We start from the raw sequence: 20331 nt of genomic DNA on the forward strand, positions 1-20331 counted from the left end.
ATGAACCTAAAAGTAGGCTCATCACAACTACTTGGTCAAGCAGATATTTATGCTCATCCTAGGTTTCTTGGACGACCGGCTCAGGGCGACGTCGCCGCGGCACCTCCTCCAGCGCGGTTTCCCCGTGGGAGACGCGGGGCAGCCACTCCAGCCAGCGCGGCAGGTACCAGTTCGCCGGTCCCAGCAGCGACATCAGCGCGGGCAGCAGCACCACCCGCACCACGGTCGCGTCGATCAGCACCGCGACCGCGAGGCCGACGCCGAGCTGCTTGAAGTCCTGCATCGACAGCGTCCCGAAGATCGCGAACGTGGCGATCATGATGGCGGCGGCGCTGGTCACGACGCCCGCCGTCGAGCGGACGCCGTCCGCGACCGCCTGGGTGGTGGGCAGCCCCCGGTCGTGGGCCTCCCTGATCCGCGAGACGACGAACACGTGGTAGTCCATCGACAGGCCGAACAGCACGACGAACACGAACAGCGGGATCCACGACTCCAGTGCCCCGGCGCCCTCCGTCCCGACGAGCGAGTCGCCCCAGCCGTGTTGGAACACCGCGACCATCACCCCGTACGCGGCGCCGACCGACAGCAGGTTCAGCGCGATCGCGCTGACGGCGATCACGACCGAGCGGAAGAACACCAGCATCAGCAGGAACGTGATCCCCATGACGAACAGGAACACCGGCACGATCGCCGACTTGAGCTGCGCGTTGTAGTCGGTCGAGGACGCGAGCTGCCCGGAGACCGCCGCCTGCCCGACCCCTCCGACCGTCTCCGGGACGATCTTCTTCCGCAGCGTCTCCAGCGCGTGCTTGGACGTCGCGTCCGTCCCGGACCCCGCCAGCGGCACGTCGATCTCCGCGATGTTCTCCCGCTTGTGGACGGTGACGTCGATCGGCTCGTTCATCTCCCCCGACGCGACCGCCCGCCGCTTCAGCTCGCCGATCGCCGCCCGTACGTCCGGCGCGTTGATGTCGCGCGCCTTGACCACCACGGCGGCGGGCTCGGGGTTGCCGGGGAAGGCCGCGTTCAACCGCGTGTAGGTCGCGACGATCGGCTCGCCGGGCGGGATCTGCTGGTCGAGCGAGAGCCGCTCGGTCCGCATGCCGAGCGCGGGCGCGGCCAGCACGAGCAGCACCCCCGCCGACACCACCGCCGCGATCCCCGGACGCGCCAGGACGGGCTTCAGCAGCGTCCCCACCACACCGCCGCCCCCGCGGTGACGGTGTGACAGGTGGCCGTGGCCCGACGCATGTGACCGTCGGTGCAGCCTGTGGAGCCGGATACGGCCGAAGTCGACCTTGTCGCCGAGCAGCGACAGCAGCGCGGGCAGCACGGTCACCGAACCGAGCATGGCGATGAGCACGACGAGGATCGTCGCGACCGCGAAGCCCTTGAACAGCGTCAGCCCGGACAGGAACATCCCCGACATCGCCACCATCACGGTCAGGCCGGAGACCAGCACCGACCGTCCCGAGGTGGCCGCCGCGATCGCGAGCGCGCTCTCCCGGTCGCGTCCGCGCGCCCGTTCCTCGCGTTCGCGCTGGAGGTAGAACAGGCAGTAGTCGACGCCGACCGCGAGCCCCATCAGCAGCATCACCGAGTTCGTCGTCTGGTCGACGTGCAGGGCGTGGCTGGTCACCGCGAGCAGCCCGCCCGCCGCGAGGAACGCCGTGAACGCCAGCACCACCGGGAGCACGGCCGCGAGCAGCGCCCCGAACGCCACGAGCAGGATGCCGATGGCGAGCGGCACCGCGGTCAGCTCCGCGCGCTCGAAGTCGCTGCCGAGCGCGTGGTCGAACCACGCGTCGGCGGTCGCGCCGCCGAACTCCCCCATCTCCACCGACGGGTTCGCGCGCTGCGCCTTGGCGACCGCGTCCTGGAGGGCGGGCAGCGGGTCGGGCGCCTCGTCCGGCACCTCCCGGAGCGTGAACTGGACGATCACGTGGTGGCGGTCCTTGGACACCACGTCCGGACGGAAGCCGGTCACCACGCCGGTCGCCCGCACGTTCGCGCGGACGGCGGCGGCCGCGCGGGTCATCTCCGGCGACCCGGCGGCGTGCGCGCCGCCCGAGATCAGCACGGTCTCCTGGTCGGGGTCCTCGATGCCCGCCTCGTCGAGGATCTTGGAAGCCCGCGCCGACTGGCCGGTGCCCTGCTCGTGGTCGGCCATCGTGACCTGCCCGGCCATCCCGCCGAGCACGGTGGCGAGGACGACGAACAGCAGCCAGCCGGAGATGGCGAGGAGGCGATGGCGCGCGCTCCAGCCGCCGAGCGCGGCGGCGAGATTCCGTTTCATGGTGTCCCCCCGGGGGTCAATGGGATGTGCGCGCAAAGGGGAATGCGACACATCTCGAACGCTAGAAAGCGGCAGGGGGAGGCGACATGGCGCTAGATGCCGGACGGGGGTGCACCTGAGTACACCCCACGTCCGGGTTGCGGGCACACTGTGCAGGCAGGACGTCCGCCGGAGACTGGAACGCGGAACGAACGAATCCCTAACGGGCCGGGCGGACGACGGAGGATCTGGTGAACGGTCAACTGGTGCGACAGAGCAGATACCAGCGGCACCTCGTGGCCCCGGTGCGCGGGCTGGGGCTGTGGCTGCTCGCCATCCCCACGATCCTGGTCGCGAGCTGGTTCATCACCGTGGTCTCGATGATCACCGGGTTCCTGGGCGTGCTGCTGTTCCCGTCCGCGGCGCACCTGATGCGCAAGCAGGTCGACTGCTACCGCGGCCTGATCAACCGCTGGACGGACGAGAACATCGAGCGGCCCTACCTGCCCGAGCCGCCCCGCGAGCCCGGCGTCCAGGGGCTCATCAAGCGGTTCATCGCCCTGCTCAGCGACCCGGCGACCTGGCGCGACTACCTGTGGGTGGCCGCCGACCCGATCGTCGTGCTGTTCACCGCCGCGCTGCCCGCCATGCTGATCCTCTACGGGATCTGGGGGTTCCTGCTCGCCGCGTTCGCCGGGAAGTTGATCACCGAGCACGGCGGCAACGAGTGGTACGCCTTCGTGCACATGCAGTCCGGCTACGGCGACGCCGCCGAGCTCGCCACCACCGTCGCCGTCGCCACCGCGTTCCTGGCCACGGGTCTCCTCATCGGCCCGCGGATGATGGCCGTGTACGGGCGCTGGGGCCGCCTGGTGCTCGGCCCGACCGAGAAGTCCCGGCTCGCGCTGCGCGTCCAGCACCTCTCCGAGTCCCGCTCGGAGGCCGTGGACGCCTCCGCCGCCGAGCTGCGCCGCATCGAGCGCGACCTGCACGACGGCGCGCAGGCCCGGCTCGTCGCGATGGGCATGACGCTCGGCGCCATCGAGCACCTCCTCGACAAGGACCCCGACAAGGCGCGGCTGCTGCTGGCCCAGACCCGCGAGTCGTCCGCGACGGCGCTGCACGAGCTGCGCGACCTCGTCCGGGGCATCCACCCGCCGGTCCTCGCCGACCGCGGCATCGGCGACGCCGTCAAGGCCCTCGCGCTCGACCACCCGCTGAACGTCGAGGTCAACGTCGAGGTGCCCGGACGTCCCGAGCCGCCGGTCGAGTCCGCCGCCTACTTCGCGGTGTCGGAGATCCTCACCAACGCGGCCAAGCACTCGGGCGCGCGGCGGGTGTGGATCGACATGCGGCACGAGGCGGGCATGCTCCGAATCACGATCACCGACGACGGGCGCGGCGGCGCGAGCCTCGACGCGGGGACCGGGCTGCGCGGGATCGAGCGCCGGATCGGTACATTCGACGGCGTCCTCGCCCTCAACTCGCCCGTGGGCGGCCCGACCATCGTCACGCTGGAGCTGCCGTGCGCGTTGTCCTCGCCGAAGACCTCGCCCTCCTGAGGGAGGGCCTCGTCAGCCTCCTCGAAACGCACGACTTCGAGATCGCGGCGGCCGTCGACAACGGCCCCTCGCTCCTGAAGGCACTGCTCGACCACCGCCCGGACGTGGCGGTGGTCGACGTGCGGCTGCCCCCCTCCTTCACCGACGAGGGGCTCCAGGCGGCGCTGGAGGCGCGCCGCCAGGTCCCCGGGCTGCCCGTCCTCGTGCTGTCGCAGTACGTCGAGCAGCTCTACGCCCGCGAGCTGCTCGCCGACGGCACCGGCGGCATCGGATACCTGCTGAAGGACCGCGTGTTCGACGCCGCCCAGTTCGTGGACGCGGTCCGCCGGGTCGCGGGCGGCGGCACCGCCATGGACCCCGAGGTGATCTCCCGGCTGCTCGCGAGCAACACCCGCGACTCCCCGGTCGGCCGCCTCACCCCCCGCGAGACCGAGGTGCTGGAGCTGATGGCGCAGGGCCGCTCCAACGCCGCGATCGCCGAGAAGCTCGTCGTCACCGAGCGCGCCGTCACCAAGCACACCGCCAACATCTTCGCCAAGCTCGACCTGCCGGTGACCGGCGACGACAACCGCCGCGTCCTGGCCGTCCTCGCCTACCTCAACCACTGAAGGCGCTCCGCGGGGCCGGAGGGGCATGATGTAGCTCCGCGAGAAGGCCCCTTGGAGGGTGCGATGACCGTGGTCCTGATCCTGCTCTGCCTGGCGATCGCCGGACGGGAGCTGTACCTGGCGTCCGAGCGCAGGCGCGGCGCGGGCGCACCCGAGATCGCCGAGATCCGCACCCAGCTCGCCGCGCTGAAGGGCACCCGCGAGGAGCTCGGCCGGTTCCGCTCCAAGGCCACCGGGACGTTGGAGGAGACCGACGCCCGGATCCGGTCGCTGATCGCCCAGATCAACGACCGCATGGTCCCGGACGTCAACGAGCGCCTCGGCCGCCAGCGCGAGGCCGTCGAACGCCTCACCGGCGACGTCGCCGCCCTCCGCGCCCACCTCGTCAACCGGCTCGACCAGGCGGTCGCCGCGTCCCTCGGCGCCGACCCCGTCGACATCGTCGCGGGCGCGCTGGCGGCGGAACCGTCCGCGCGTCCCGCACTGGCCGAGCCGTACGAGCGCTTCGCCGCGCATTACGGCCTGCGCGTCGAGCTGACCGACCACACCCGTTATGACGATGCCCGTTACGCGCATGACCGTTACTACCTTTCCGGACGCAGCCCCCGCGCGCTGGAGAGCGACTTCCTCGACCTGCTGACCGCCCTGCGCACCCAGTGCGCGGCGCGGGAGAGCCCGCAGCCGGGAGACTCTGGCTCGGGGGACTGGGCCCGCCCCCTGGTGTCGGCGCTGCGCGACCTCGACCGCGGCGGCGCCGGAATCGGGCCGCTGCTGCTCGCCCGCACCCCCGAGTCGCTGCTCTGCGGCGTCCTGCCCCTCGCCGAACTGCTCCGCCCCGAGACCGCCCACCTCCTGGACGACCCGCACAACGCCGCCCTCCGCCTCCGCGACCTCCCCGACACCCGCGCCTGCGACCTCTCGGTGTTTATCTAAGTCCCGGCCCACGCCCCTCGCCTGGCGGCTCGTGCCTTGACCGTGCCTTGGCGGGCGCGGATCGCTTCGCGATCTTCCCGGTGGGGGCTCGCCTCCGGCTTCGCCCCCACCGGTCAGCTAACGCGCCCGCGTGACGGCTGAGGTCGCTGGGGGACGGGCCCCAGGGCGGTCGAACTGCCTTCCGACCTCGGGGAATGCGCGAGGGGGGCCGAGTGTTGTACATTGCTGGCAGCGTCTTCGGCTTTCCGCCGTATGCGGCGAGGACGTCTTCACTTCCCCGCCCGGGCCATCTGAGCGCCCGGTGATCACCGATCCGAGGCGCGTCCACGCGCCAGGGTCGCGGCAGTAGGGAGCCGACGTCAGCTCTGACAGCCGGGCTGCATTTCTTCCATTCCTCTCGCGTACGCGCCGCGGGTTCCGCCGCCGTACGCCGGGATCGACACCGGGCCACGCGGACTGTTCCGCGCGGGCCTGAGAAGGGACCCCCATGTCCACTTCCACCATCACCGAACATCCCACCGCCACCGAGCACAAGCCGCGCCGCGCCGCCGCGCAGGGCGCCCGGACACAGGGCAGGCGCTCGGCGGCGGCCCGGCAGGCCGCCGAGGAGCAGCCCGCCGTCCCGTTCCACGGCCTGCTCGCCGTCCAGGACAAGCACGCGTTCGTCCGCACCTCCGGCTACCTGCCGGGCCCGGACGACGTGCACGTGTCGCTCACCCAGGTCGCCAAGTACGGGCTGCGTCCCGGCGACGCCGTCTCCGGCACCGCGCGGGCGAGCAAGAGCGGCCGCGACAAGTTCGCCGCGCTCGCGTCCGTCGAGATGGTGAACGGCCTCCCGCCGGGCGAGGCGGCGGCCCGACCCGAGTTCGCCAAGCTGACGCCGCTGTTCCCGAACGAGCGGCTCCGGCTCGACACCGGCCCGCTCGCGACCCGCGTCATCGACATCATCGCGCCGATCGGCAAGGGCCAGCGCGGGCTGATCGTGTCGCCGCCCAAGGTCGGCAAGACGATGATCCTCCAGGCCGTCGCGAACGCGATCGGCCAGAACAACCCCGACGTGCACCTCATGGTCGTGCTGATCGACGAGCGTCCCGAGGAGGTCACCGACCTCCAGCGGACCGTGCGCGGCGAGGTGATCCACTCGACCTTCGACCGTCCGGCGCAGGACCACACGACGCTGGCCGAACTCGCAGTGGAGCGCGCCAAACGCCTGGTCGAGCAGGGCCGCGACGTCGTCATGCTGCTCGACTCGATCACCCGGCTCGGCCGCGCCTACAACCTGGCGGCCCCCTCCAGCAGCCGCATCCTCGCCGGCGGCGTCGCGACCACCGCCATCTACCCGCCCAAGAAGTTCTTCGGCGCCGCCCGCAACATCGAGAACGGCGGCTCGCTGACCATCCTCGCCACCGCGCTCGTCGAGACCGGCTCCCGCATGGACGACGTGTTCTTCGAGGAGTACAAGGGCACCGGCAACATGGAACTGAAGCTGGACCGCGGCCTCGCCGACCGGCGTGTCTTCCCCGCCGTCGACATCGAGGCGTCCAGCACGCGCCGCGAGGAACTGCTGATGACCCCCGAGGAACTCGCCCTCAACCAGCGCCTCCGCCGCGCCCTCTCGGGCATGGAGCGCCAGCAGGCGCTCGAACAGCTGCTGGAGAAGATGAAGGGCACCTCGTCGAACGCGGAATTCCTCCTCCGCGTCCAGCAGACGACCTGATCAGCCCCTCCGCTCCGGCCTGAACGACTTCAGGACGCGGTCGTAGAGGCGCTGCCCGGGGGTCCACTGGGAATCGGGCGCGAAGAAACAGAATTCGTATCCCGCGGCACGGCCGCACAGCACATGCTTTTCCACCGTCGAGCCCTTCTCGCCCTCGCGCCAGGTGAACTCCCATTCCGCCGCGCCCGCGGCGAGTTCCGGCACCGCCGCCAGCCTTAGCCGGTGGTAGCCGGGGTAGCGGTCGCCCGCCACCGCCGCGCGCTCGGCCGCGCGCAGCCCCGTGAGGGGGTCGCCGGGCGCCGGGGCGATGCGCAGCGCCTGCCCGGAGCCGCCGTCCCACCACCGCATGATCGGACCGTCCCGCACCGACCGCCAGCCCGCCGGAACCCGCACCGAGTAGCCGCCCGCCTCCCGGTACTTCGCCGTCGTGGGAACCCCCACGGCCGGACGCAGCGCGACCGCGTCGCTCTTGCCGATCGACGTCCAGCGCGCCGCCCACGTGCCCATCCCGGCCGCGATCGCCGCGAGCACCGTCACGCTGAGGACGGCGCCGGGACGCACCCGCGCGCCGTGCCGGCGCCCCCACGCCATCGGCAGCGACGGCGCGCGCCGCCGGGACGGGACGCGGCGCGGCGCCGCCACCAGCGTGGCGCCCGATGACTCGGGCGGCCCGGCCGCGTCGCGCAGCAGCGCCGCCGTGGCCTCGCCGGACAGCCGGTCCTCCGGGCGCTGCCGGAGCAGGCCCTCGATGACCGGCGCCAGCGCGCCCGCCCGCGCGGGCGACGGGTACTCGCCGAGCAGCACCGCGACCATCGACGCGAGCGCGTGGCAGCGCAGGAACGGCGAGAAGCCCTCGACCGCCGTGTACAGGGTCGCGCCGAGCGACCACAGGTCCGACGCCGGGACGCTCGGGTGCCCGTTGACGCGTTCGGGCGGCAGGTAGGCGGGCGACCCCTCGATGCCCGCGACCAGCGTCTCGGCGGTCTCGCGGCCGGGGTCGGCGTGCACGGCGAGCCCGAAGTCGGTCAGCAGCACGCGGCCGTCCTGGCAGATCAGCACGTTGCTCGGCTTCACGTCGCGGTGCAGGATGCCGGCGGCGTGCGCGGCGCGCAGCACCGCCAGCACGTCCGCGCCGATCCGGGCGGCGCGCCGCACGCCGAGCGGGCCGCCGTCGGCGATGATCCGGTGCAGCGACCGCGACTCCAGGAACTCCATGACGATCCAGGGGCGGCCATCCTCGACGATCAGGTCGTGCACCGCGACGACGCCGGGATGCTTCAGCGCGGCGGTCGCCCGCGCCTCGCCGAGCAGCCGCCGGCACAGCACCTTGCGCTCCGCCTCGGTGATCCGTTCGGGAAGGTGGACCTCCTTCACCGCGACGTCGCGGTCGAGCATCTCGTCGTAGGCCCGCCAGACGGTGCCCATTCCGCCCCTGCCGACCACGGACAGCAGGCGATACCGTCGCGCGAGCGGTATCAACCGATCCCCGCTCATGAGACGGTTATGCGCCCGGAAGTGCTCAAGCCACGCCCCGAGGGCGACAATCATTTCTTGACCGCGCCGCGCTTGCGTCCGCGCCGCGCGGACGCATCCCCCTACGGCTGCGGGGACGGGACGGTAAAGGCGTGTTATGCCGTCGCGTCCGCGAACACCTTCTTGGCCCATTTGTAATCGGACTTGCCGACGGCGGTGCGCGACACCTCGTCCACGATCTGGATCTGGCGCGGCAGCTTGTATCCGGCGAGCCGGCCCCGGCAGTGCCCGGTGAGGCCCTCCAGCGTGACGGTCGCGCCCGGACGCGGCGCGACGACGGCCGCGACCCGCTGCCCGAACCGCTCGTCGGGCAGGCCGACCACGACGACGTCGGCGACGTCCGGGTGGCCCTTGAGCGCGACCTCGACCTCCTCCGGGTACACCTTCTCGCCGCCCGTGTTGATCACGAGGGAGCCGCGGCCGAGCAGCACGATCGTGCCGTCCTCGGCCGGGACGGCGTAGTCGCCGGGGATCGACCAGCGGGTACCGGCCGGGTCGGTGAAGAACGTCGCTGCGGTCTTGACCGGGTCGTTGTAGTAGCCGATCGGGATGTGGCCGGACCGGGCGAGCCTGCCGATCTCCCCGGGCCGGACGGCCTTCAGGTCGTCGTCCAGGACGGCGATGCCCGGCTTCATCTGGAACCGGGCGGTCCCCTCCGGTCCGCCGTCCCCGCCGGAGGCCGCGCCGGCCACCGACGGCCCGCACGCGCCGGTCTCGGACGCGCCGTAGTTGTCGCGGAACAGCAGATCGGGCAGGTGGGCCCGCAGCTCGCGCCGCGCGACCTCGGTCAGCGGCGCGCCGCCGGAGGCGACCGCGAGCAGCGAGGACGTGTCGTGCTCGCCCTCCGCCATCGCCCGTGCCAGCGGGCGCGCCATGGCGTCCCCGATCACCATCAGCGCGTTCACCCCCTCCTGCTCGACCAGCCGGAGCACCTCGTGGGGGTCGAAGGCGTGCGGGGTGTACAGGACGACCCGGGTGCCGCCGAACAGCGCCATCAGCACGACCCACTGCCCGGCGCCGTGCATGACGGGCGGGCAGATCAGCGAGGTCAGCCCGGGCTTCTGGGTGTTCGCGGCGAGGTCCTGCGGCGCGCCGACCGGCTCGCCGAGGGGGTTCCCGCCGCCGAGCGCGCCGTAGAAGGCGTCCTCGCAGCGCCACACGACGCCCTTGGGAGTGCCGGTGGTGCCGCCCGTGTAGACGATGTAGCGGTCGTCGTTGGACCGCTCGGGGAAGGCGTGGCCCGGGTCGGCCTCGGCGAGGGCCTTCTCGTACTCGATCGCGCCGGGGACTTCTTCGTCCGCGCCGTCCTCCAGGACGACGACGTGCCGCAGCGCGGGCAGGTCGGCGCGTACCTCCTGGACCCTCGCCAGCAGCGAGCGCTCACCGATCACCGCCACCGCGCCGGAGTCGGCCAGGACGTGCCGCATCTCGGCGGCGACGTAGCGGTAGTTCACCGGGATCGGGACGGCGCGGATCTTGAAGGCGCCGAACAGCGCCTCGATCCACTCCACCCGGTTGTAGGCGAGGATCGCGACGTGGTCGCCGGGCCGGACCCCCGCCTCCGCGAGATGGTGGCCGACCCGGCTCGCCCGCTCGTCGAGCTGCCCGTAGGTGCGCCGCTGGTCCCCGGCCACGAGCGCGGGACGTTCCGGCCCCGCCGCGGCCATGATCTCCAGCAGGTCGGCCAGATTGTAGCTTCGCGGCATGCCACGTCCTCGCGTTTCGGGGTCCGGTACGAGTCCTCCGCATCATCCCCGATCGTACATAAGCACTCAATTACCCAAGGGTTGTTTCGTGCCGACAGAATGGGTCACCCCGAAATGGCGTTCAGGTGAGCTCGGCGAACATCCGGGATCGGCACGGAACACGCCGGATCGGCGCGGTTCAGCGCGGATCGGCGCGGATCAGCGCGGTAGCGGGACGTAGGTGATCGAGGTGCGGATTCCGCTGTCGATGAGGCGGCCGTCGGGGCCGAAGGTACCGAGCCCGAAATCGTTGTCGTTGATCACCGCGAGCGTGCGGCGGTCGGCGAGCGCGAGGCCCTCGATCTTGCCGGGGATGCCGGGGACGGCGGCGAGGTCGACGGTCAGCCGCTTGGGCAGCGCGGCGACGCCCGCGGGTACCCCGGCGGACTTCTCCAGCGACGGCGTGGTCGCCGCGTCGTCCCAGCGTGAGCCGAGGATGTCGGTGGCGCCGCGCAGATCGACGGTGTAGACGCGGGCGGTCTTGTCGGTGCGCTCGTCGACCAGGAGGCGGTGGTCGTCGAGCGCGGTCAGCCCGGAGATCTTCATCTCGTTCTGGTCGCCGCAGGAGGACGGGTCGAACGAGCAGACGTCCTCGAACCGGTAGACGTACTCGCCCGAGACCTTGCCCTTGCGCAGGTCGAACCGCAGGATGCGGCCGTTCCTGGACGCCTTGTACGTCTTCTTGTCCGGGTTGGACAGCGGGCTCTGCACCGCCACGTACAGGGACTTACCATCTGGTGAGATTGTTAGTCCCTCGAAGCCACGGTTGTATGTCCGCTTGTTAAGGATCGCGGGCAGCGTCGCCTTGACCGGGTAACCCGGCTTCCCCGTCCAGCCCTCGGGGACGTACCGCTCGATCACCCGTCCGCGCCGGTCGAGGTGCAGCAGCGAGGGCCCGTACTCCTCGGCGACCCAGAACTCGCCGTCCTTAGTGCGGACGAGCCCCTCGGAGTCGATGCCGTCGGCGTTGAACGGCAGCCGCGTCCTCCCGTCGAACTCCCAGGGCGCCTCCTCGCGGCCCTCCACGTTCGGCAGGCCCGTCACCGGACGGCCCGCGCGGTTCGTGATCGGCAGCGCCCGGGTGACCTTGAGCGCGCCCTTGCGGACCCGGAGCTTGACGATGACCGGGTCGAACCCCGGAACGGGGAACGTCACGTGCTCCTCGCCGCCCACGTCCACGCTGCCGTTCGGGCCCCGGTCGGTGATCGCCCAGAACTCGTCCCGACGGTCGCCCTTCTCATGGAAGAGGTCGCTGCCGACGCCGCCGAGGGCCACGCCCCGGTCGTCGGCGACCGTCCCGGGCAGCAGCTTGTTCTGGAACTGCGCGAGCGGGATGCGGGGCAGAACGGCCGTCCTGCTCTCCGGGCGGGCTTCCGGGCGGGCTTCCGGGCGGGCGTCCGGACGGGTGGCCGCCTGGGCCACTCCGGGGACGAGGCTGAGCGCGATTCCCGCGGCGAGGGCGGGGCGGAGCAATGAGCGATGTGTCACACGCGGACGTTACGGGCATCGGATGTCCGTCGGGTGAGACGCAGGTGAAGGACCCGGTTCGGGGCCTGGCCAGGGGCGGACGCCGACCCGGACCGCGCCTTGGACGCCGGGCGCGGGCGGCGGGTTCGTCCCGGCGCCGGATCCGGCCACGCGGGGCGTTCTTACACGGCTCTTATCCGGGTACCGGCATGCTTGGCCGTAACGATTTCGTATCAGACCGGGGGTAGTGGTGAGCGCAGGCGCGATGGCGTGGACGCCTCCGACGTGGGAGGAGATCGTCAGCGAGCACTCGACACGGGTGTTCCGGCTGGCGTACCGCCTTACCGGCAACCGGCACGACGCGGAGGACCTGACCCAGGACGTCTTCATCCGGGTCTTCCGTTCCCTGTCCTCCTACAGCCCCGGCACGTTCGAGGGCTGGCTGCACCGCATCACGACCAACCTCTTCCTGGACCGGGCCAGGCGCAAGCAGCGCATCCGCTTCGACGCGCTGGCCGACGACGCCGCCGAGCGGCTCCAGGGCCGCGAGCCCAGCCCCGCGCAGGCCTACGACGAGCGGCACCTGGACGCCGACATCCAGCGCGCGCTGGACGGCCTGGCGCCGGAGTACCGCGCCGCCGTCGTCCTGTGCGACATCGAGGGCCTCACCTACGAGGAGATCGCCGCGTCCCTGGGCGTCAAGCTCGGCACCGTCCGGTCCCGCATCCACCGGGGCCGCGCGCAGCTGCGCGCCGCGCTGGAGCACCGCCGTCCGATGGAGTCCGTGACCACCGCCACCGGCGACCTCTAGGCTTCGCGGGCAGGCGCCTCCGGCCTCCGCGTCCGGCGACTTCGAAGAGGTTCCGCCGCCGCGGGAACACTCCGGGATTGACATGTGTTTGAACCCTCAACTAACCTCACGACCAGGTCGTTGAAGTTTCAAGCATCCACCATCGAGCAGCACCGGAGAGTCCCATGAGCATCGAGACCGTCGCCCCCGGCCTGACCGCCGGCACCTGGAACATCGACCCCGCGCACTCCGAGGTCACGTTCACGATCCGGCACCTGATGACCAAGGTGCGCGGCAGCTTCACCGAGTTCAGCGGCGTCGTCCAGATCGCCGAGGACCCCGCGAACTCCACCGCCACCGCCGAGATCAACGTGGCCTCGCTGGACACCCGCAACGCCGACCGCGACGCCCACGTCCGCACCGCCGACGTGCTGGACGTCGAGAACCACCCCACGATGACGTTCGCCACCAAGCTCGTGCGCACCGAGGGCGGCGAGCACCGCCTGGACGGCGATCTGACCATCAAGGGCGTCACCCGCCCGGTCAGCCTCGACGTCGAGTTCCACGGCATCGGCGAGGACCCCTGGGGCGGCACCCGCGCCGGGTTCTCCGCGACCACCACGATCAACCGCAAGGACTGGGGCATCGAGTTCAACGTCCCGCTGAAGGGCGACAAGGCCCTGCTCGGCGACAAGGTCGACATCCAGCTTGAGATCCAGGCCGTCCGCGCCTGACCCCCCGCAGCACCCCCGGAAAGGGCCGTCCTTTGGACGGCCCTTTCCGTGTTCATCCGTGCAGAGTCATCCGTGCAGAGGCAGGCGCAGCGCGAAGCGGGTGCCGTGGTCGCGGTCCTCGATGCGCAGCGTGCCGCCGTGCGCGTGGGCGATCTCGCGGGCGATGGCGAGGCCGAGCCCGGTGCCGCCGGCGCCGCGGCTGCGGGCGGTGTCGAGCCTGGTGAAGCGCTCGAAGACGCGCTCGCGGTCGGCCACCGGAATGCCCGCGCCGTCGTCGGTGACGGTCAGCAGCGCGTGCCCGTCGCGGCTCGCCACCTCGACCGAGATGACCTCGTCGGCGTACCGCTCGGCGTTGTCGAGCAGGTTCCCGAGCAGCCGGACGAGCTGCATCCGCACCCCACGCACGACGACGCCCGCGGCGAGGTCCGTGCCGATCTTCAGCGCGAAGTTCCGCCGCGCGATCTCGGCGGCGGTCATCTCGGCCAGGTCGATGGACTCCTCGGCGGAGGCGCCCGTGCCGATCCGGGCCAGCAGCAGCAGGTCGGTGACGATCGACTCCAGCCGGTCGGTGTCGCGCAGCGCCGAGTCGACGACGGCCCGCAGGTCGTTGTCCTCGGGGTGCATCGAGGCGTCCTCCAGGTTGGCGCGCAGCCCGGCGATCGGCGTCCGCAGCTCGTGGGAGGCGTCGGAGGCGAACTGCCGCTGCCGCCCGACCGCGCGCTCCAGCCGGTCGAGGGTCGCGTTGGCGGTGCGGGCGAGCAGGGCGATCTCGTCCTCCCCCGACGGCTGCGGGACGCGGCGGCTCAGGTCGCTGGCGCTGATCTCGGCGAGCTGGGCGCGGATGGCCTCGACCGGGCCGAGCGTCCGTCCGACGACATGCCAGGTGATCCAGGCGGCGAGCGCGGCCAGCAGCAGCACGCCGGTGCCGAGCAGCACCTCCAGCAGCCCGTTCACCAGGTAGGACGGCAGCGGCTCCCACGCGTACACGACGACCGAGTCGGGCGCGGTCGTCGCGCGGATCGCCTCGACGACCACGCACTCGCGGCCCGGCCAGGCGCCCCGGCACTCGACGAAGTCGCGGACGCGCATCGCCGCCGGCGGCCACACCCGGCTCGCCGGCGGCCTGCCGGTCGCGGCGGGCGTGGCGTCCAGGACGTGCCCGCCCGGCCCGACGACCTGCACGAGGATGCGCCCGCCGGTGTCGTCGGGGATCGGGGTGACGAGGCTGCCGTCGCGCACGCCGCCGCTGGAGCGCCGCGCCGCGACCTGGATCTCCTGGAGGAGGTCGGCCTGCGTGGTGGCCCGGACGGCGAGATCGACGCCGACGGCGGTGATCCCCAGCACCAGGACGGCGAGCACCGCGGCGATCAGCGTGTCCCGCGTCCTGATGGACCGTGGGAGTATCCGCATCGACCCTCCCGTTCCGCCGCGCCGTCACGTCCTGCGGCGCCGCCCGGGGGTGGGCCGCCAGGAGGGAACGCCTGGCGGCGGCGGTGGGCCTCGCCGTCCAATCACAGAGTGTCACGTTTCGCAGTACGCGCACCCAGAAGTCCACCAACGCTACCCAGCGGTCACAAAACGGGGGTCCAAAAAGAAGCGCGGTGTTTTTACCTGCCCGTACCGGGACATCCCGTTTGATGACGTTTCCTTCAAAACAGCATCCCCCAGGCACCGCCTCCCAGCGGGTACTGCCCGCCGGTAGGCACCATCTCCTAAGTACAGGGACGGACACATGGGCAGGGACGTGGCCTCGGCCACCATCAGGGGCGAGGACAGGCGGCGGTACAGGAACAAGGTCCGCGCCTGCCTCGACGTGCTGGCCCGCATGCTGGGCGAGTCTCAGTTCGACTTCGAGCGACCCCACATCGGCCTGGAGATCGAGCTCAACCTGATCGACGCCCTCGGCGACCCGCTGATGCGCAACGAGGACGTGCTCAAGGCCATCGCCGATCCGGCCTGGGCGACCGAGCTGGGCCAGTTCAACCTGGAGATCAACATCCCGCCCCGCGAGCTGGGCGGGGAGGGCACCGGCGAGCTGGAGGCCGAGGTCCGCGACCAGCTCGACCACGCCGAGACGCGCGCCCGCGAGGTCGGCGGGCGGCTGGTCATGATCGGCATCCTGCCGACGCTCCGCCGCTCCGACATCGGCGAGGAGATCCTCTCCGCCAACGCGCGCTACAAGATGCTGAACGACCAGATCTTCGCGGCGCGCGGCGAGGAGCTGCACATCGCGATCGACGGTCCCGAGCCGCTGCGCATGCACGCCGACAACATCACCCCGGAGGCCGCGTGCACGAGCGTCCAGTACCACCTCCAGGTCAGCCCCGAGCAGTTCGGCGCGTACTGGAACGCCGCCCAGGCCCTCGCGGGCGCGCAGGTCGCGATGGGCTGCAACTCGCCGTACCTGTTCGGCCACCAGCTCTGGCACGAGACCCGCATCACGTTGTTCGAGCAGGCCACCGACACGCGGCCGGACGAGCTGAAGACGCAGGGCGTCCGCCCCCGGGTCTGGTTCGGGGAGCGCTGGGTCACCTCCGTCTTCGACCTGTTCGAGGAGAACACCCGCTACTTCCCCGCGCTGCTGCCGCTCTGCGACGAGGAGGACCCGGGCGCCGTCCTGGACGAGGGCGGCATCCCCGAGCTCGGTGAGCTGACCCTGCACAACGGAACCGTCTACCGCTGGAACCGTCCCATCTACGCGGTCGTCAAGGGCCGCCCCCACCTGCGCGTCGAGAACCGTGTGCTCCCCGCGGGCCCCACGGCCGCCGACGTCATCGCCAACGGCGCGTTCTACTACGGCGTCACGCGGATGCTCGCCGAGGAGGAACGCCCCGTCTGGACGCGCATGTCGTTCAGCAGCGCCGAGGTGAACCTGCACCGCGCCGCCCGCGACGGCCTCGAATCCAGCCTCTACTGGCCCGGCATGGGCGAGGTGCCCGCCGCCGAGCTGATCCTGCGCAAGCTCCTCCCCCTCGCCCACGAGGGCCTGGAGCGCTGGGGCGTGGACGCGTCGCGCCGCGACCGGCTCCTCGGCATCGTCGAACGCCGCTGCCTCACCGGCCAGACCGGGTCCGCATGGCAGATCGACACCGTCCACGCCCTGGAGAACTCCTACGGAGCCAGCCGCCACGACGCCCTGCGCACCATGACGCGCGCGTACGCGGAGCACATCCGCGACAACGACCCCGTCCACACCTGGGAGGTCGGCCCCTAGGCGGTCTTCACGATTCCTCCACAACTCGCACGCGGATCCTCCACAACTCGCACGCGGAGCACACATCTCGGGCTTCTAGAGTCTGGGCTTGTGACAGCGTCCGGGCTTGTGACAGCGACAGCGCCCCGCGTCCTCCTCGTCGAGGACGAGCCGACGATCGCGCGGGCCGTGGTGGACCGGCTCGTGGCCGAGGGATTCGCGGTGGACGTCGCCGCCGACGGCCCGGCCGCGGTCGACATGGCCCGCGCGTGCGAACCCGACCTCATCGTCCTGGACGTGATGCTGCCCGGGTTCGACGGGCTGGAAGTCTGCCGCCGCGTGCAGGCCGAGCGCTCGGTGCCGGTGCTCATGCTGACCGCCCGCGACGACGAGACGGACCTGCTCGTCGGCCTCGCCGTCGGCGCCGACGACTACGTGACCAAGCCGTTCAGCATGCGCGAGCTGGTCGCCCGCATCCGCGCGCTGCTGCGCCGCGTCCAGCGTCCCGCGCCGGACGCGGCGTCCGCGCCGCATCCGCCGGTGCTGCGGATCGGCCCGCTGGAGGTGGACGCGCGGGCGCGCCGCGTCCGCCGGGACGGCCGCGAGGTGCACCTGACGCCGACCGAGTTCGACCTGCTCGCCTGCCTCGCCCGGAACCGGGGGGCGGTGCTGACCCGCGCCGTCCTGCTCGAACAGGTGTGGGACTGGGCGGACGCGTCCGGGACCCGCGTGGTCGACAGCCACGTCAAGGCGCTGCGCCGCAAGCTCGGCCCCGACCTCATCCGCACCGTGCACGGCGTCGGCTACAGCCTGGACTCCGCGTGAGGGTTATCCACAGGTTGTGGGCGAGCTTGCCGCGCCCGCTGGACCCGCTACGCTCGATCAAGGTGAAGTTCGGCGTCGTGGTGGTGGTCACGGCGTGCGTGGCGGTGCTGATCGTCCTGTGGGGCTACCCGCTGGGCTTCCGCGCGCGGCAGACGATGCCGGTCGGCGTGCTGATCTCGCTCGTCGTCATCCAACTGCTCGCGCACGGCATGACGGCCCCGCTGCGCGAGATGACGGCCGCCGCGCGGGCGATGGCGCGCGGCGACTACAGCCGCCGCGTCCGCGCCACCTCCCGCGACGAGGTCGGCGAGCTCGCGCACGCGTTCAACCGGATGGCCGCCGACCTCGCCGAGGTCGACCGGCAGCGCCGCGAGTTCGTCGCGAACGTCTCGCACGAGCTGCGCACCCCGATCAGTGCGCTGCGGGCCGTCCTGGAGAACGTCGCCGACGGCGTCACCCTGGCGACGCCCGACGTCCTCGACTCGGCGCTCGACCAGACCGAGCGGCTCGGCCGCCTGGTGACGCAGCTCCTCGACCTGTCCCGCGCCGACGCGGGCGCCGCGTCCCTGGACCTGTCCCGCCTGGACGTCGCCGCGTTCGTCGCCGACGTGACCGCCGAGGCCGCCGCGAGCCACCCCGGCGCCCGCTTCGTCTCCGACGTCACGCCCGGCCTGCACGCCACCGCCGACCGCGACCGCCTCCACCAGGTCATCGCCAACCTGCTGGACAACGCCGCCCGGCACGGCCCGCCCGGCACCCCGGTCACCGTCACCGCGCGCCCCGGCGCCGCCCCGGGCGGCCTGGTCCTGGAGGTCGCCGACGAGGGCCCCGGCATCCCGCCCGCCGAACGCACCCGCGTCTTCGAACGCTTCTCCCGAGGCGCCCCCAGCACCCCCGCGACGCCCCGGGCCGCCCAGGGCACCCCCGGCGGCGGCACCGGCCTCGGCCTCGCCATCGCACGCTGGGCGACCGACCTGCACGGCGGCGACATCACCGTCCTGGACACCCCCGAAGGCTGCCGAATCCGCGTCCGCCTCCCCGCCGCCCCCCTCCCCTGACCGGCGGGGGGCCGGGTCAGGGGTTCTCGTGGAGGGTCAGCAGGGCGTAGGCGGCGACGGAGGAGTCGTCGGTGATGCGGCCGTCGCGGATCATGGTCTTGACCTCGGCGCGGCTGAACCAGCGCTGGCGCATGTCCTGCTCCTCCGGCTCGCGGTCGGTCTCGCCCGGGCTGAGGTCGGCGGCGACGAAGACGTTGAAGCCCTGGCCGGTCGTCCCGTGCGAGCAGTTCAGGTAGCCGAGGTGCGTCAGGGACGCGGCGCGCAGGCCCGTCTCCTGCGCGAGTTCGAGGCGGGCGAGCTCCTCCGGGTCGGCCTCCTGGCGGCCCGGGAGCGTGCCCTGGGGAAAACTCCAGGTGCGGCGCCGGATCGGGTAGCGGTACTCCTCGACGAGGTGGAACCCGCCGTCCTCCATCGGGATCACCAGGACGAAGTCGGGCTTGTCGACGACGCCGTAGATGCCGCGCGAGCCGTCCAGCCGCTCGACCTCGTCCTCGCGGACGAGCATCCACGGGTTCTCGTACACCACCCGCGTGGCGACCCGCCGGACCGCGTGCTCCCCGCCGTCGTGCTCCCTACCCTGCTCCCCGCCGTCGTGCATTCAGGCTCCCGACCCGTATCGGTAGACGAGTTCGTGCCGGTCGCCCACCACCACCCGGTGGGTGACCTCGACCACCCGGTCGTCCTGGTCGTGGGCGCGCCGCCACACGGTCAGGACGGGCTGCTCGGCGCCGATCGACAGCGTCCGCTGCTCGTCCACGAGCGGCATCCGGCAGGTGACCGACTCCTCGAACGTGATGCGGTGACCGGCCTCCTCCAGCCGCGAGTAGATCCCGCCCGGGCCCGTGTCGATCTCGCGCAGCACCGGGAGCCGCGCGACGATGTCCATGATCACCCACGTGGTCGCGGTCTGCACGGGCGGCTCCCCCTCGACGCCCTGGACGCGCGCCCGCTCCAGCACCCGCGTCCCGGCGGGCACCGCGAGCCGGCGGGCGACCTGCGCGTCGGCGTCGGTCTCGCGGACCGTGGTGCGGGTGAACGGCCGCCGCCCGTCCGCGCGCACCGACACGTGGAAGCCGCGCCAGCCGCCGACCTGCCGGGTGACGTCGGACGCGGCGCGCCGCACCGGCCGCTCCGGCCGCACCTGCACGCCCGCGCCGCGCGTGGCCTGCACGAGGCCCTGTTCGGCGAGCATCCGCAGCGCCCGCCGGACGGTCGAGCGGTCGGCGTCGAACTCGCGCGCCAGCTCCCGCTCGGACGGCAGCCAGGCGCCCGCCGCCAGCTCGCCCTCGACGATCCGGGCGGCGAGCGCGCTCGTGATCGCCTGGGCCTTGGCGGGGGGACGCGGCATAGCTGATCTGCTCCGAACTGCGTGCTTTGGTCGTCCAACCTACAGCGTGGCCCGGTCGTGCCGAGGCCCCGACCTGGGGATCGGGGTCCCGTGGGCCCGCCGGACGCGGGGGGGCGGCGGCGCGGTGCCCGGCGGTGACCGGTTCCGGCCGTGCCGCGCTCGGCGTCGCGGATGGGGTCTTCGTCCATAGGCCCTCCCGCGTCGCGGTCGCCGACCTAGGGTAGACCTACCATGACGCGACCAAGGAGTCCGCGGTGTCCTTAATGAGGTGCATGCCGGGTTGGCACGCCGAGCGCTCGGCGAGGGGGCTCCGGGCGACCCGGGTGACCTCCCTGACGAACTACCAGATCAGGAACGGTTGCCTGAGGGAACTCGTCGCGGGGGACGAGGGCGAGCTGTGGCTGCTGTGCGACGCGCAGACCCGGCTCGCCGAACGCGTCGCGACCGCCGAGAGGCTGCGCGTGAACCGGAGCGACGCCTGACGTTCGCGTGGCCCGTGCGGGTCGAACCGCGAGCTGGCGGCCGCCGGGGCGCGAAGTCCAG

At 72.3% G+C, this 20331-nt stretch carries 16 protein-coding genes and 1 pseudogene; 10 read left to right on the plus strand and 7 right to left on the minus strand.

What is annotated here, in order from left to right; genetic code table 11:
- Positions 1–58: 58 nt before the first annotated feature.
- Positions 59–2296 carry an MMPL family transporter gene (locus K2F47_RS27115; RefSeq protein WP_242908254.1) on the minus strand — a complete coding sequence of 746 codons (2238 nt, stop codon included), beginning with the start codon at positions 2294–2296 and terminating at the stop codon, positions 59–61.
- A gap of 245 nt (positions 2297–2541) precedes the next feature.
- Here K2F47_RS27115 and K2F47_RS27120 point away from each other — a divergent pair, with 245 nt between their 5' ends.
- The 4 genes and pseudogenes from K2F47_RS27120 to rho form a co-directional block, all read left to right on the plus strand.
- Positions 2542–3837 (plus strand): sensor histidine kinase, encoded by a 1296-nt coding sequence (locus tag K2F47_RS27120; RefSeq protein WP_242908256.1) that lies wholly within the window; start codon positions 2542–2544, stop codon positions 3835–3837.
- A complete protein-coding gene (locus K2F47_RS27125) occupies positions 3801–4445 on the plus strand; it encodes a LuxR C-terminal-related transcriptional regulator (RefSeq protein ID WP_242908258.1) in 645 nt (214 codons plus the stop codon). Before K2F47_RS27120 ends, K2F47_RS27125 begins: the two co-directional genes overlap by 37 nt.
- A gap of 63 nt (positions 4446–4508) precedes the next feature.
- Positions 4509–5378: a hypothetical protein gene (locus tag K2F47_RS27130; RefSeq protein ID WP_242908260.1), complete on the plus strand. Its 870-nt coding sequence runs from the start codon at positions 4509–4511 to the stop codon at positions 5376–5378.
- 562 nt (positions 5379–5940) lie between these two features.
- A pseudogene (rho, locus tag K2F47_RS27135) lies at positions 5941–7095 on the plus strand (transcription termination factor Rho); the annotation flags it as partial.
- Here the strand turns inward: rho and K2F47_RS27140 are convergent.
- From K2F47_RS27140 to K2F47_RS27150, 3 genes are all read right to left on the minus strand, one after another.
- Entirely contained in the window at positions 7096–8589 is a 1494-nt protein-coding gene (locus K2F47_RS27140; protein ID WP_242908262.1) for a serine/threonine-protein kinase, read from the minus strand. It lies immediately after the preceding pseudogene.
- 134 nt (positions 8590–8723) lie between these two features.
- The gene (locus K2F47_RS27145; RefSeq protein ID WP_242908264.1) at positions 8724–10334 is read right to left on the minus strand and encodes an acyl-CoA synthetase; all 1611 of its coding nucleotides are present in this window, start codon (positions 10332–10334) and stop codon (positions 8724–8726) included.
- A 198-nt stretch (positions 10335–10532) separates the two neighbouring features.
- The gene (locus K2F47_RS27150; protein ID WP_242908266.1) at positions 10533–11861 is read right to left on the minus strand and encodes an esterase-like activity of phytase family protein; all 1329 of its coding nucleotides are present in this window, start codon (positions 11859–11861) and stop codon (positions 10533–10535) included.
- A 244-nt stretch (positions 11862–12105) separates the two neighbouring features.
- Between K2F47_RS27150 and sigE the strand changes: the two genes are divergently transcribed.
- Both sigE and K2F47_RS27160 read left to right on the plus strand, forming a co-directional pair.
- Positions 12106–12651: an RNA polymerase sigma factor SigE gene (gene sigE / locus K2F47_RS27155; protein ID WP_242908807.1), complete on the plus strand. Its 546-nt coding sequence runs from the start codon at positions 12106–12108 to the stop codon at positions 12649–12651.
- Between the two features lie 164 nt (positions 12652–12815).
- A complete protein-coding gene (locus K2F47_RS27160; RefSeq protein WP_242908268.1) occupies positions 12816–13364 on the plus strand; it encodes a YceI family protein in 549 nt (182 codons plus the stop codon).
- Between the two features lie 66 nt (positions 13365–13430).
- Here the strand turns inward: K2F47_RS27160 and K2F47_RS27165 are convergent, their stop codons facing one another.
- Complete coding sequence (locus K2F47_RS27165) at positions 13431–14774, minus strand: sensor histidine kinase (RefSeq protein WP_242908270.1); 1344 nt, start codon at positions 14772–14774, stop codon at positions 13431–13433.
- A gap of 322 nt (positions 14775–15096) precedes the next feature.
- On the opposite strand from K2F47_RS27165, the gene K2F47_RS27170 reads away from it, so the two are divergent.
- The 3 genes from K2F47_RS27170 to K2F47_RS27180 all read left to right on the plus strand — a co-directional run bounded on the left by K2F47_RS27170 (position 15097) and on the right by K2F47_RS27180 (position 18440).
- Complete coding sequence (locus tag K2F47_RS27170; protein WP_242908272.1) at positions 15097–16578, plus strand: glutamate-cysteine ligase family protein; 1482 nt, start codon at positions 15097–15099, stop codon at positions 16576–16578.
- A gap of 108 nt (positions 16579–16686) precedes the next feature.
- Positions 16687–17382, plus strand: a complete 696-nt coding sequence (locus tag K2F47_RS41520) for a response regulator transcription factor (RefSeq protein ID WP_242908274.1) — start codon at positions 16687–16689, stop codon at positions 17380–17382.
- Positions 17383–17444: 62 nt separating this feature from the next.
- Positions 17445–18440: a HAMP domain-containing sensor histidine kinase gene (locus tag K2F47_RS27180; protein WP_242908276.1), complete on the plus strand. Its 996-nt coding sequence runs from the start codon at positions 17445–17447 to the stop codon at positions 18438–18440.
- A gap of 16 nt (positions 18441–18456) precedes the next feature.
- Here the strand turns inward: K2F47_RS27180 and K2F47_RS27185 are convergent, their stop codons facing one another.
- Both K2F47_RS27185 and K2F47_RS27190 read right to left on the minus strand, forming a co-directional pair.
- Positions 18457–19038, minus strand: a complete 582-nt coding sequence (locus K2F47_RS27185) for an NUDIX domain-containing protein (protein WP_242908278.1) — start codon at positions 19036–19038, stop codon at positions 18457–18459.
- Positions 19039–19788 (minus strand): GntR family transcriptional regulator, encoded by a 750-nt coding sequence (locus K2F47_RS27190; RefSeq protein WP_242908280.1) that lies wholly within the window; start codon positions 19786–19788, stop codon positions 19039–19041.
- Positions 19789–20060: 272 nt separating this feature from the next.
- Between K2F47_RS27190 and K2F47_RS27195 the strand changes: the two genes are divergently transcribed.
- Positions 20061–20270 (plus strand): hypothetical protein, encoded by a 210-nt coding sequence (locus tag K2F47_RS27195; protein WP_242908282.1) that lies wholly within the window; start codon positions 20061–20063, stop codon positions 20268–20270.
- The last annotated feature ends 61 nt before the right edge of the window (positions 20271–20331 follow it).

The organism is Actinomadura terrae (assembly GCF_022751215.1).
GTDB classification, from domain to species: Bacteria; Actinomycetota; Actinomycetes; order Streptosporangiales; family Streptosporangiaceae; genus Spirillospora; species Spirillospora terrae.

Excerpts from the sequence above, each read along its gene's own strand:
- K2F47_RS27115 (WP_242908254.1), bottom strand. The coding sequence starts at position 2,296 with ATGAAACGGAATCTCGCCGCCGCGCTCGGCGGCTGGAGCGCGCGCCAT.
- K2F47_RS27130 (WP_242908260.1), top strand. The coding sequence starts at position 4,509 with ATGACCGTGGTCCTGATCCTGCTCTGCCTGGCGATCGCCGGACGGGAG.
- K2F47_RS27140 (WP_242908262.1), bottom strand. The coding sequence starts at position 8,589 with ATGAGCGGGGATCGGTTGATACCGCTCGCGCGACGGTATCGCCTGCTG.
- K2F47_RS27145 (WP_242908264.1), bottom strand. The coding sequence starts at position 10,334 with ATGCCGCGAAGCTACAATCTGGCCGACCTGCTGGAGATCATGGCCGCG.
- sigE (WP_242908807.1), top strand. The coding sequence starts at position 12,106 with ATGGCGTGGACGCCTCCGACGTGGGAGGAGATCGTCAGCGAGCACTCG.
- K2F47_RS27160 (WP_242908268.1), top strand. The coding sequence starts at position 12,816 with ATGAGCATCGAGACCGTCGCCCCCGGCCTGACCGCCGGCACCTGGAAC.
- K2F47_RS27165 (WP_242908270.1), bottom strand. The coding sequence starts at position 14,774 with ATGCGGATACTCCCACGGTCCATCAGGACGCGGGACACGCTGATCGCC.
- K2F47_RS27170 (WP_242908272.1), top strand. The coding sequence starts at position 15,097 with ATGGGCAGGGACGTGGCCTCGGCCACCATCAGGGGCGAGGACAGGCGG.
- K2F47_RS27185 (WP_242908278.1), bottom strand. The coding sequence starts at position 19,038 with ATGCACGACGGCGGGGAGCAGGGTAGGGAGCACGACGGCGGGGAGCAC.
- K2F47_RS27190 (WP_242908280.1), bottom strand. The coding sequence starts at position 19,788 with ATGCCGCGTCCCCCCGCCAAGGCCCAGGCGATCACGAGCGCGCTCGCC.
- K2F47_RS27195 (WP_242908282.1), top strand. The coding sequence starts at position 20,061 with ATGCCGGGTTGGCACGCCGAGCGCTCGGCGAGGGGGCTCCGGGCGACC.